The organism is Kribbella antiqua (assembly GCF_004345665.1).
In the GTDB taxonomy this organism is placed as follows: Bacteria; Actinomycetota; Actinomycetes; order Propionibacteriales; family Kribbellaceae; genus Kribbella; species Kribbella antiqua.
On the sequence record NZ_SLWR01000004.1, the window covers coordinates 512040 to 524543 of the forward strand.

General features: G+C 68.0%; 10 protein-coding genes. 2 read left to right on the forward strand and 8 right to left on the reverse strand.

What is annotated here, in order from left to right:
- Nucleotides 1-11: 11 nt before the first annotated feature.
- Genes EV646_RS15065 through bioA form a run of 4 tightly spaced genes read right to left on the reverse strand, consistent with a single transcriptional unit; the run spans nt 12 to nt 4127 of the window.
- On the reverse strand, nt 12-1082 hold the full coding sequence (locus EV646_RS15065; RefSeq protein WP_132148794.1) for a cytochrome P450 family protein: 1071 nt from the start codon (nt 1080-1082) through the stop codon (nt 12-14).
- Complete coding sequence (gene bioD, locus EV646_RS15070; RefSeq protein ID WP_132148796.1) at nt 1079-1738, reverse strand: dethiobiotin synthase; 660 nt, start codon at nt 1736-1738, stop codon at nt 1079-1081. The genes EV646_RS15065 and bioD overlap by 4 nt, the downstream gene beginning before the upstream one ends.
- Complete coding sequence (locus tag EV646_RS15075) at nt 1735-2856, reverse strand: 8-amino-7-oxononanoate synthase (RefSeq protein WP_132148798.1); 1122 nt, start codon at nt 2854-2856, stop codon at nt 1735-1737. Before EV646_RS15075 ends, bioD begins: the two co-directional genes overlap by 4 nt.
- Entirely contained in the window at nt 2856-4127 is a 1272-nt protein-coding gene (gene bioA, locus EV646_RS15080; protein ID WP_479684489.1) for an adenosylmethionine--8-amino-7-oxononanoate transaminase, read from the reverse strand. The genes EV646_RS15075 and bioA overlap by 1 nt, the downstream gene beginning before the upstream one ends.
- Nucleotides 4128-4355: 228 nt before the next feature.
- Between bioA and EV646_RS15085 the strand changes: the two genes are divergently transcribed.
- Complete coding sequence (locus EV646_RS15085; protein ID WP_132148802.1) at nt 4356-5822, forward strand: S8 family peptidase; 1467 nt, start codon at nt 4356-4358, stop codon at nt 5820-5822.
- Here the strand turns inward: EV646_RS15085 and bsaP are convergent.
- The 4 genes from bsaP to EV646_RS15105 form a co-directional block, all read right to left on the reverse strand.
- Nucleotides 5819-6004 (reverse strand): biotin synthase auxiliary protein BsaP, encoded by a 186-nt coding sequence (gene bsaP / locus EV646_RS41130; protein ID WP_132148804.1) that lies wholly within the window; start codon nt 6002-6004, stop codon nt 5819-5821. The two genes, EV646_RS15085 and bsaP, sit on opposite strands and share 4 nt — an antisense overlap.
- A complete protein-coding gene (gene bioB / locus EV646_RS15095; RefSeq protein WP_132148806.1) occupies nt 6001-6996 on the reverse strand; it encodes a biotin synthase BioB in 996 nt (331 codons plus the stop codon). The genes bsaP and bioB overlap by 4 nt, the downstream gene beginning before the upstream one ends.
- 625 nt (nt 6997-7621) lie before the next feature.
- On the reverse strand, nt 7622-9331 hold the full coding sequence (locus EV646_RS15100) for a GMC oxidoreductase (RefSeq protein ID WP_132148808.1): 1710 nt from the start codon (nt 9329-9331) through the stop codon (nt 7622-7624).
- Nucleotides 9328-10920: a succinic semialdehyde dehydrogenase gene (locus tag EV646_RS15105; RefSeq protein ID WP_132148810.1), complete on the reverse strand. Its 1593-nt coding sequence runs from the start codon at nt 10918-10920 to the stop codon at nt 9328-9330. Before EV646_RS15105 ends, EV646_RS15100 begins: the two co-directional genes overlap by 4 nt.
- Nucleotides 10921-11046: 126 nt before the next feature.
- Between EV646_RS15105 and EV646_RS15110 the strand changes: the two genes are divergently transcribed.
- Complete coding sequence (locus EV646_RS15110; protein WP_132148812.1) at nt 11047-12498, forward strand: hypothetical protein; 1452 nt, start codon at nt 11047-11049, stop codon at nt 12496-12498.
- Nucleotides 12499-12504: the final 6 nt, after the last annotated feature.

The following is a 12504-nucleotide window of genomic DNA, read 5'->3' on the forward strand; positions in this document are numbered from 1 at the left end:
AGCTATCGCTGTCAGTTGTCCGGGTTGTTACTCCTCGTTACGACCCGGAGTCGTTTCGGGGCCCGGAACGACAGCAGGTCGATCATCGGTGGTTCTTCGGTCAGTTGTACGGCGGCCAGCAGGCCGGCCGCGCACTCGAGGGCGACCCGGGCCTCCAGCCGGGCCAGGCCGGCCCCGAGGCAGCGGTGGATGCCGATGCCGAAGGTGAGATCAGCCGGGCCGCCGCGACCCGTGAGGCCCAGCAGCACCTGCGCTCCGGCGGGTAGCTCCACCTCACCGACCGCGGCGGGGGCCGCAGTCACCCGCCGCCAGGTAGGCACAGAGGAGTCGGACCGCAGCACCTCCTCGACTACCTCTGCCGGGTCGTACGTCTTCCCCAGACAACGGTGGAAGGCAGTGGAGATGAGCTGAGTAGTCGTCTCTTGCCCGGCAATCAGCAAGAAGTAGCCGACCGCACACACTTCCTCATCAGTCAGCCCCAGCCCGACGAGCACTCCGAACAGGTCGTCACCCGGAGCCCGGCGTGCGGCCGTCGTACAGGCTCTGAGCCAGCTGTAGAACTCTGCTGCCGTGTGGGCGAGCTCCAGCTGCCGGTCCGCGTCCGGCCAGCCCCAGAACAGCTCCAGCGAGTCCCTACTCCACGCCTTCAGCGCCGGTACGTCGACATCGTGCAGCCCGAGCATGTCGAGCAGCACTAGCGCCGGCGGCTCCGCTGCAACGGCCTCGACCAGATCGACCTGCTCACCCAGCTCGAGCCTCGCGGACGCCTCTGCCACCCGCGAGGCCGTCAGCTGCCGAGTCAGTGGCTCGATCGCCGCCACCCGCGCTGGGCTGAAGAAGCGCGCCACCGCGGCCCGGATCGGCCGGTGCGACTCCCCCGCGTTGTTCGCCAGCGTCGGAGGCAGTGCGAACCCCACCGACGACAACACCCGCAACGCCTTCACCGACAGCGGCGTGTGAGCCAGTACGGCGTTGTCGGGCCGGAACGTCTCCGGATCCAGCAGCACCTCACGAGCCAGGGCCGGGTCGTCGACGACCCAGTACCCGAGCTGCTCGTCGTACCGCGCCGGACAACCGGTCATAGGAACCAGCCGGGCGCTGCACTGGTGAAGGCCTCCCTGTCCAGCTGGCCTGCACCGGCCGGGATACGCCCGATTACAGGGACGCCGGTGGTGGCTGGGAGGTCTTCCAGGTTGCACTGCTCTGCCAGGTCGGGCTCGGCGGGCCACGAGCCGATGACGAGGCCGGCGATCGGCAGGTTGCGGCGCCGGAGCGCCTCGACCGTGAGACCCGTGTGGTTGAGCGTGCCGAGTCCGGCGCGGGTGACGATGACGAACGAGCTCGGTGCGGCGAGCTCAGCGGCCAGGTCTGCGAGGTTGCGGCCGGCTTCGTCGAGGCCTACGAGCAGACCCCCGGCTCCCTCCACCAGCACGAGGTCACGGTCGGCGGCGAGGTCTGCGATGGCCTTTGCGTGCGCTTCGACAGGCGGCAGGGCCACACCTTGGCGACGTCCGGCGGTAGTGGGTGCCAGCGGGTCGAGGAGGCGAATGCCTTCGTGGAGATCGGTGTGGCCGGTCAGCCGTTCGACCTCCTGCAGGTCGCCGGCTCCATCGGTCAGGCCGGCCTGCGTGGGCTTGACCACGGCGACCGAACCAGTAGCGCGCGCCGTCAGGGCAGCGGTGACGACAGTTTTGCCGACGCCGGTGTCGGTGCCGGTGATGAAGAGGACCTCGGTCATGAGACTTCCTGGATGGCGCGGGGGATGACGTCGCAGGCACGGTCGAGCTCAGCGGCGGTGAGGCCGGCGTTCGCGGTCAGGCGGAGGCGGGAGATGCCGTCGGGCACTGAGGGTGGGCGGAAGCTGCCGACCCGGACACCGGCGGCCAGGCAGAGCTCGGCGGCGCGAACGGCCTCGCGTGGCCCAGGCATCGGGACAGACACGACAGCGCCGGCCGAGGGCGACACCGCGCAGGCCGTCGCCAACCGAGCAGCGGCGGCGTGAATCGCGCCGGGCCGACTTGGTTCCGCCTGCAGCACAGCCAGAGCCGCAAGGGCGGCAGCGCACGCGGCCGGGTTGAGGCCGGTGTCGTAGATGAACGGCCGCGCCCGGTTGATCAAGTGCTCGCGCAGCAACGACGGGCCGAGGACAACCCCGCCCTGACTGGCCATTGCCTTGGACAACGTCATCGTGACGATCACATGATCGAGCCCGGCAAGCCCGGCGGCGGCGACCGACCCGCGGCCACCACCCGTCACGCCCAGGCCGTGAGCCTCGTCCACCACCAGAACCGCGTTGTGCGCCAGGGCAACCTCAGCCAACTCGGCCAATGGCGCCTCGTCGCTCAGCACGCTGAACACGGACTCGGTCAAGATCAGCGCGTGCGGTTCGTTGCGCTCAGCAAGCACTTTTTCGACCGCGCCCACCTCGTTGTGCGGGACAACTTCCACCCGCGACCGGGACAACCGGCCGCCGTCGATCAGCGACGCGTGCACGTGATCGTCGGAGACCAACACCGTTCCCGGACCACCCAGCGCCGTCACCACACCGAGGTTGGCGAGATATCCCGACGAGAAGACCAACGCCGATTCCTGCCCGGTGTACGCAGCAAGCGTTGACTCCAGCTCCTCGTGCAAGGCCGTCGTACCGGTGACAAGCCTGGACGCGGTAGATCCGGTCCCCCACACATGTACGGCGTCAACCGCAGCCTGCACCACCCGCGGATCTGAGGCCAACCCCAGGTAATCGTTACCTGCGAGATCGATCAGCCGCTCGTCGGCAGCCCGCGCTCGCAGCCTGCGGGTCAACCCGCGCGACTCCAGCGCCGCCGCCTTCGGGGCCAGCCACTCCTCGAGCATCAGCCGGCCTCCTCCACAGCACCCGTGATCGCCGCCGCGATGGTAGCGATTTCCTCATCGGTACAGACGTACGGCGGCATCGTGTAGACCAGGTCGCGGAACGGCCGGACCCAGACGCCCCGCCGCAGTACAGCATCCGTTATCCGTTGGATGTCCACCGGCCCACCGAGTTGAACGACGCCTACCGCGCCGAGCACGCGCACATCCTTGACTGCGGGCAGCGACGCCGCCGGCGCCAGCCCGGTCGACAATCCTGCGGAGATCGCGGCGACCCGGCCGGCCCAGTCCTGCGACAACAGCAGGTCGATGGACGCGAGCGCGACCGAGCATGCGAGTGGATTCGCCATGAAGGTCGGCCCGTGCATCAGCGCGCCGCCTGGACCGTTCGAGACGGTCTGTGCGACGTCCGTCGTACACAACATCGCCGCGAGGGTCAGGTAGCCACCGGTCAGGGCCTTGCCGACGCAGAGGATGTCGGGATCAATACCTGCGTGCTCGGAGGCGAAGAGCGTGCCGGTCCGGCCGAAACCGGTGGCTATCTCGTCCAGGATCAGCAGGAAGCCGTGCTGGTCGGCGAGCTCCCGCAGTACTCGCAGGCAGGCCGGGCTGTAGGGATACATCCCGCCCGCGCCCTGCAGCACCGGCTCGACGATGATCCCGGCGATCTCATCGGCGTGCCGCTCGGCCAGGGCGGCCAGTTCCGCGGCCCAGGCAAGCAGTTCCGGATCGTCGTCCGGGCGATCGAACCCGGCCGGCGGCTGCGGGCCGAACACCTGCTCCTTCAGCGCGCCGGTGAACAGCGAGTGCATCCCGTTCACCGGGTCGCACACGCTCATCGGCGCGAAGGTGTCACCGTGGTAACCGCCACGGACCGTGAGCATCCGGGTCCGACCATTGTGGCCACGGGCAACTTGGTACTGGAGAGCGAGCTTGATCGCGACCTCGACCGAAACCGAGCCGGAGTCGCAGAAGAAAACGTGTTCCAGCGGAGAAGGATTGATCTCGACCAGCCGCGCGGCCAGCCGGATCGCCGGCTCGTGGGTCAGCCCGCCGAACATCACGTGACTGAAATCGTCAACCTGGTTCTTCACCGCAGCGTCCAGCACCGGGTGGCGATAGCCGTGGATCATGCACCACCAGGACGCCATCGCGTCGATCGCCTCGACCGTGCCACCGGCGCCATCGTCCAGGTGCAGCCGGACCCCCTCCGCGCCCCGGACCAGGCGGACCGGCGACGGCGCGCTCAGCGAGGAGTACGGATGCCAGAGCAGTTCGGAATCCTGCTGTAGCCATCCACCGACCGACTGTGTCACCCTGCTCCGCCTCCGTCCTGAGTACCCAGCACGGTAATCGTTGACTGCCCGCGGGGGGCCTGTGGGTGGCCAAGGTCTCGCAACCTCTTCTCAATCCGGGCGCCGAGGTTCTACATTTCTACCGACCCGTAACTTTGTGTCCCCGTCCGGACGCTGCGGGTCATCGCCCACCGTGAGGAGATCCGCATGCGCTCCATCTTCAGATCCAAGCCCCGCATCCTCGCCGCGGCAGCCGCGGCCGGTTTGCTCGCCGCTTCCGCGAGTACGCCGGTCCACGCCGCCCAGGAGACGCCCGCACCCGTGCAGGCCTTCCTGAGCCGCCAACTCGACCGGCTCGCGTCCCTCCCCTTGCTCCAGCAGCGCGCCACCGTCCTTGTCCACGGCACCGACCTCGCCGCAGCCAAGCAGGCGGTCAAAGCCAGTGGCCTGCGGCAACTGACGTCGTACGATCGGATCGGTGTGGTGGTTGCCGAGGGCACGCGATCGCAGATCCTTGCCGCCCGCACCCAACCCGGCGTCACCTACCTCGAGGGCAACCAGCCGATCACGACCAGCCTCTCGACGTCGAATATCGCCACCCGCGGCGCGGAGGCCGCGGCCACCCGGACCGGCGCCGACGGGAAGCCGCTGGACGGGCGTGGCGTCAGCGTCGCCGTGATCGACAGCGGTGTGGACCCGACTCATCCGTTCTTCAAGAACGCCGACGGCAGCTCGGCGGTGGTGAAGAACCTGAAGGTCGTCTGCGATCCGCTGACTGAAACCCTTTGCCTTCCCGTCGACGCCGGCTCGGTCGACACCGACCTGCTGTCGGGCGGCGGCCACGGCACGCACGTCAACGGCATCGTTGCCGGACGCCCGGTCACCCTGCCCGACGGCACGAAGATGCACGGTGCCGCGCCAGGCGCGTCATTGGTCGACATCTCGGTCGGCGCCGTACTGCTGATCGTCGGCGCGGACGCGGCGCTCAACTGGGTGCTGGAGAACCACGCCGCACCATGTGGTGCCGGCGTCCCGGCCAGCACCTGCCCGCCGATCAAGGTCACCAACAACTCGTACGGCCCGTCCGGCGGCGGTGCATTCGATCCCAACTCGGCAACCGTCAAACTCCAGCGAGCCCTCGCGGGCGACGGCGTCGTGACGGTATGGGCCGCAGGCAACGATGGCGGTGACGGCACCACGTCGCTGACCAACCCGCCAGGCCAAGACCCCACTGGCGGCATCCTGTCTGTTGCCTCGTACAACGATCTCGGCACCGGCACGCGAGACGGCAAGATCTCGGACTTCTCGTCCCGCGGCCTGAACGGAACGCTCTCGACCTACCCGGACCTCTCCGCTCCCGGCGAGGACATCACCTCGTCCTGCCGGATCTACCTGCCCGTCTGCTCGACCGGACTCGCTCCTGTTGACGGCGGCAACTACAACACCATCAGCGGTACGTCGATGGCCGCACCGCACATCGCCGGCATCGTCGCCCAGCTCTTCCAGGCCAACCCGTCGGCGACACCGGCCCAGATCGAGAACGCGCTGATCTCGACTGCTCACCAGTACGGCGACGGCGCGGCGTACCAGGCGGATCCGCGGGGCGGGAGTACGTCGTACGACAAGGGACACGGTCTGGTCGACGTGGTGGCGGCGTCCGACGCCGTACGTTAACTCGACAGCTCGCCGTGTACTGAGCAGCGGGCCGACCAGCCCATCGGATGGACCTGGACGATCATCCGGCGGCGGCACTGAGCGCAGTAGCGGGGTGGTTCCAGAGCGAGAGCCCGACGGCAGTCTTCGTGACTGCCGTCGGCCAACTCTCGGCCGCAGTGGCCGCAGTACGACTCACTCACAGGGTCTTTTGAAGCTCTTTGACCGGCATCTTGAGCTCGGCCAGCAGGTCGAGGTCCGCGGTCGCCGGGCGGCCCAGCGTGGTCAGGTAGTTGCCGACGATGACGGCGTTGATACCGCCGAGCAGTCCGTCGCGAGTGCCCAGGTCGCCCAGGGTCAGCTCGCGGCCGCCGGCGTACCGGAGCACCGTCCGCGGCATCGCGAGCCGGAACGCGGCGATGGTGCGCAGCGCGTCCTTGCCGTCCATGACCTCCATGTCGCCGAACGGCGTACCGGGACGGGGGTTGAGGAAGTTCAGCGGGACCTCGTGCGGGTCGAGCTCCGCCAGTTGCGCGGCGAGCTCGGCGCGCTGCTCCAGCGACTCACCCATCCCGACCAGACCGCCGCAGCACAGCTCCATCCCCGAGTCGCGCACCATCAGGCAGGTCTCCCAGCGCTCCTCGAAAGAGTGCGTGGTCACGACATCACCGAAGTACGACCGGGCCGACTCGAGGTTGTGGTTGTAGCGGTGCACACCCATCGCCTTGAGCTCGTCGACCTGCTCCTGGGTGAGCATGCCGAGCGAGCACGCGATGTTGATGTCGACCTCGGCGTTGATGGCCTCGATACCGGCCTTCACCTGCGACATCAGTCGCTGGTCGGGACCGCGGACGGCGGCGACGATGCAGAACTCGGTCGCACCGGTCTTCGCGGTCTCCTTGGCGGCCTCGACGAGCTCCGGGATGTTCAGCCAGACCGACCGTACGGGCGAGGTGAACTGGCCGGACTGGGAACAGAAGTGACAGTCCTCCGGGCAGCCGCCGGTCTTCAGCGAGATGATGCCCTCGACCTCGACCTCCTCGCCGCACCACTTCACCCGCACCTCATGGGCCAGCGCGAGCAACTCGGGCAGCTGGTCGTCCGGCGACTGCAGCACCTGGACCAGTTGGTCCTGCGAAAGCCCGACGCCCTGCTCCAGTACCTGCTCCCGGGCCACCTCGAGGATGTCGCTCATCGTTCTCCCACCTCATCTGACGGTCGGCCCACAGTAAGCCAGCAAGGCGCGATGTCTCTGCGAGGGGCGTCACGTGCGACACCGGGCGGCGACCTGCGCCAGCAACTCTGCACCCTCCGTGCTCAGCCACTCTCCGCACTGTCGGGGAAACTTTTTGGATTTTTCTGGGGAACCTCGTAACCCCCTGTGCAAGGGCTCGTTGATGTGTGCAGAGGCGGTTACCGCAAGGAAGACCGCCACCCGGTTACTTGGAGCAACTGAATAGCCGATCATTACGATCGGCACGCAGAGTGGTCACAACCACTCGCGAGCACTCGAAACTCCTGGAATCGGATGTAAGGTAGTGACCAAGAGCTCGGGTCGCCAGCTATGGTTGGTGACCCGATCCCAAAGCGCCGGGCGCCTCACCCCGGCTTGAGTGGGTCCCTCGGGAAACGATTTGGGCGGAAACGTTCCCGAGGGACCTGCTCCCTTTTCCAGCACTTTTCGAAGACCTCAGCACGCAGCTGAGGTCTTTTCCTTTGCCCGCCCGATAGCCTCAGCCCCTGGGCGCTGAGGTTTCTTCGCTTTTGCCGTCCAATAACCCCGGCAGCTTTAGGTAAACTCGCTGAATATCGTGGTTGTGTTACGGCTTCGTCACAGTCTGCTTCTTGGTGATCTCCACGATCGGCAACCGGAGGGCTCCGGGAGCCTCTTCCGGTACGACGGGTCGCCGCGGCTTCACCGGTTGCACCCGCTGATAAGCCTCCCCCAGCGAAGGACGACTGTCGTCCTCACCCTTGTTCGGCCAGAACGACAGCGCCCGTTCGGCCTGCGCGGTGATCGTCAGCGACGGGTTGACGCCGAGGTTGGCCGAGATCGTCGACCCGTCCAGGATGTGCAGGCCGTCGTACCCGTAGACGCGGTGGTACGGATCGACCACGCCGGTCTCGGGTGAGTCGCCGATCGCGCAGCCGCCGATGAAGTGCGCCGTCATCGGCACGTTGAACGGCTCCCCGATGGTGCCGCCGGGCGTACCGTTCATCAGCTTCGCCATCCGCCGCACTACCTGGTTCGCGACCGGGATCCAGGACGGGTTCGGCGCGCCGTGCCCCTGCTTCGAGGTCAGCCGCCAGCGGCCGAGCCGGTCCCGCCTGCCGAAGGTGGTGATCGAGTTGTCCGCGGTCTGCATCACCAGCGCGATCACGGTCCGCTCGGACCAGTGCTTCAGGTCGTACAGCCGGCGGATGTTCTTCCGCTGCAGGCCGAGCTCGCGCACCCAGGTCCGCCACCGGGGCCGGTCGCCGTCCCCGTCGGTCAGCACGGTCTGCAGCAGCGACATCGCGTTGCTGCCCTTGCCGTACCGGACCGGCTCGATGTGGGTGATGTCGTCCGGGTGGAACGACGACGTGATCGCGACGCCGACGCTGTAGTCGACGTCCCGGTCCCTGGAGATTGCCCCCAGCAACGATTCGGAGTTGGTCCGGGTCAGGACGCCGAGCCGGTCGGACAGGCGGGGCAGTTTGCCCTCGTCCCGCAGCCGGTGCAGGAGTTTCGCCGTACCGAGGGCCGAGGCCGCGAAGACCACCTGCTGCGCGGTGAAGCGCCGTACCGAACGCCGATTCGACGTACGGCGGGTGTCGACGGCGTACCCACCGCTCGGCAGCTGCTCGACCGAAGTAACCGTTGTCATCGGGTAAACCTCCGCACCGGCCTTCTCGGCCAGGTAGAGGTAGTTCTTGGTCAACGTGTTCTTCGCGTTGTGCCGGCAGCCGGTCATACACTCGCCGCAGTCGATGCAGCCGGTACGACGTGGTCCGGCGCCGCCGAAGTACGGGTCGTCGACCTCGACTCCGGGCTCACCGAAGAACACACCAACCGGGGTCGGGTGGAACGTATCGCCAACGCCCATGTCGTCCGCGACCTGCTTCATCACCTTGTCGGCCGGCGTGAAGTGCGGGTACGTCGTGACGCCGAGCATCCGCTTGGCCTGGTCGTAGTACGGCGCGAGCTCGGCCTTCCAGTCGGTGATGTGCGCCCACTGCCGGTCGGTGTAGAACACGGGCAGCGGCTCGTAAAGCGTGTTGGCATAGACGAGGCTGCCGCCGCCGACGCCGGCTCCGGACAGGATGATCACGTCCCGCAGCGCACTGATCCGCTGAATCCCGTACCAGCCGAAGCGCGGCGCAAAGAGAAACCGGCTTATGTCCCACGACGTCTTCGCGAACCCTGGGTCCTCGAAGCGAGCCCCCGCCTCCAGTACGGCGACCTTGTACCCCTTCTCGGTCAACCGCAGCGCCGAAACACTGCCCCCAAAGCCCGACCCGATGACGAGAACGTCATAGTCGAAACTCATGGGCGGCCCAGCTTCTTCAATACCCGCAGGGCTCCGGTTATCAGTTCGGCGTACGTCTCGTCCGACAGACCGTGTGACGCCGCGATCGGAAGGACTCGTTGGGTCGCGATCGCCTGTGGATCGACGTACCTGCGGATCCCCTCGGCGCCCTGACGGCGGCCGAGCCCGGAGGACCGCATCCCGCCCATCGGGGTGTCGATCGAGCCGAACGTCGCGCCATACGCCTCGTTGACGTTCACTGTCCCGGCCACCAGTTGCGCCGCGACCGCCCGGCCGCGCTTGCCGTCTCGGGTCCAGACGCTTGCGTTCAGCCCGTACTCGCCCTCGTTCGCGCGCTGGATCGCCTCAGCCTCGTCGGAGAACCGGTAGATCGACACCACCGGCCCGAAGGTCTCGTTGTCGAAGCATTCCATCTCCGGCGTCACCCCGGACAGTACGGTCGGCTCGTAGAAGAGCGGCCCGAGATCTGGCCGAGCCTTGCCACCCGCGAGTACGACGGCTCCCTTGGCGCGAGCGTCTTCCACATGCCGGGTCACGGTCTCCAGCTGCGCCTTCGAGATCAGCGAGCCCATGTCGACGTCCCAGCCGGTCCCCGCGGACAGCCGGAGCTTCTTGACCCGATCGACGAAAGCCGTGACGAAGGCGTCGTACACCTGATCGGCGACGTACAGGCGCTCCATCGAGACGCACAGCTGGCCGGCGCTGGAGAAGCACGCCCGGACCGAGCCTTCCGCGGCGCGATGGATGTCGGCATCCCGCAGGACCAGCATCGGGTTCTTCCCGCCGAGCTCCAGACTGCAGCCGATCAGCCGCTCGCCGGCTTGCTGCGCGACCAGCCGGCCGGTCCGGGTCGACCCGGTGAAGCAGATGTAGTCGGTGTTCTGGATGATCGCGCCGCCGACCGTCGGACCGTCGCCGTTCACCGGCTGCCAGGCCTCGCGCGGCAGGCCGGCGTCGTACAGCAACTCGATCGCCCGCAACGCGGTCAGCGGCGTCTGGCTGTCCGGCTTGTGTACGACGGTGTTGCCCGCGAGCACGGCCGGGATCCCGTCGGCCATCGCCATGCTGAGCGGGTAGTTCCAGGGCGAGATGATGCCGACCACGCCCTTGGGCACGAACCGCTGCTCGGCCCGGGTCAGGATCGGGAACATGCCCAACTTCCGCTGCGGCTCGAGGAACTCCGCCGCCTTGCGCCCGTAGTAGCGGGCCGTCATGGCGACGTGCGCGACCTCCTCGAACGCCTGCTTGCGGGCTTTGCCGGACTCGCGGATCACCAGATCCACGAGTTCGTGCCGATGGTCCAGCACCAGGTCGTGGTACCGGAGCAGGATCGCGGCCCGCTCGGCGAGCGGAACCGAGCGCCAGCTCTGCTGCGTCCTACGCGCGGATCGCACCGCCGCGACGACGTCGTCCGGGCTGGACACGGGCACGGTCGCGATCGGCTGCCCTGTAGCGGGTGCGTAGACGGTCTTCACACCGGCCGAGGCGCGCAGCAGACCGGACAGCCGGCGGACGACCGACTGGTCGGTCGCGTACGACGCGGTCGGGTCGAGCTCAGGGTCAGCCGGAATCGAGGTCTGCTCGCTCATTCCCCCAGGCTACCTGTCAGTAATTCAAGCTGTCAGTACTGGAACTTCGTCGTGTCAGCCCTAAGAGTTATCGGCTCTCGGGCACTAAGGTGATCGGTTGAACCTGCGAAGGGGTGGAACGTCAAGATGGTGGACAGCGGGGGGCTTTGGACGCCTCCTGAGGACGAGCTCGGCGAAGCTCTGCAGACAGCCCAGGTGCTGATCGAGGAAGGCCGTGCCGACGAGGCCGGGCCCTACCAGCAACGGGTCATCGAGCTGGCGAGGGAGCGCGCCGAGGGGCACCCGGATCACTACGAGGCCAAGCATCTGATGGCCGCGACGCACTACGAGCTGGCCGGCTCGCTGAACGCGTCGGGCCGGCACGAGGAGGCGCTCGCCGCGCTGCACGGGGCCCAGCTCGGCTACACCGAGCTGCACGACGCCGGTCTGCTCGACGCCACCTCCTTCCTGGCCGACATCCGGGCGCGACGGGCCATGACCCAGGCGCATCGCGGTCGCGGGGCTACCGCCGTACTGGAGATGGACGGCGCGGTGATCGCGTACGGGCAGCTCGTCGGCGGGAGCGACGGGCTGAAGCATCAGCCGGACTTCGCGCGCGTACTGGCGATGAACGCGCTCATCCTGCGCCGGTACGGCGACCCCGCGCTGGCGGTCGCATCGGCGGACGCGGCGACGCAGCTGTTCCTGCAGCTCGCCGACCAGATCAACGACAGCCCGCAGTCCCTCTCGTACGCGCGGTATCTGTGCTCGGCGACTGCGGTGTCGGCCGACGTACACGCGTCCGAGGGCAGACTCGACCTGGCGCTGGAGGCGGACGAGATCGGGCTTACCACCGCCGACACGCTCGCGGACTCCGAGTCGGCGACGGACCTCCGCACGCTGGTTGCCGCGCTGACCCGGAAGGGCAAGCACCTCAGCATCGTCGGCCGGGTGATGGAAGGCGAGGAGTCCCTCCGTACGGCGTACGCCACCGATGCGGAGACGGCCGCGCGAGTCACCGAGGAACTTGACCGGGGTCTGCCGCTGAGGCTCGTACAGGCGCTGGAGAACGCGGAGATCAAGCTCGGGCCGTTCGAGCAGTACCACCGGCTGCTGGCGTTGAGCGAGCCGGCGCCGGGGATGACGCTGGCGACGGTGTCCGGCCGGACCGACCCCGAGTCGGCGGCGGTCAGGGCGAGCGAGCTGGCCGAGCTGGTCCGCCCGCTGATGCCGCAGGACGTGGAGACCGCGCTGACGCTGGGGCTGGAATCGCACTACCTGTTCGCGATCTCGTCCGAGCGGGAGTCGCACCGGATGCGGTACGAGACCAGCACCTACGCACCGATCTGGGCGCAGCTGCTGCTCGACATCTCCGAGGCGTACTACCGCACCGGGAAGACCGAGATGGCGCTCGACCTGGCCGGCTGGTGTGCGGAGGTCGCGACGGCGCTCATCCCGTTCACCGATGACGACTTCGTGATGAAGGACCTGGCCGGCGCCTGCTACCGGCACCACGGCGACCTGCTCGCCGCCACCGGGGACCTCACCGCCTCCCAACATGCCCACGAGGCAGCGCAGCAACTCCAGCTCGGCCGTTGACTCAGC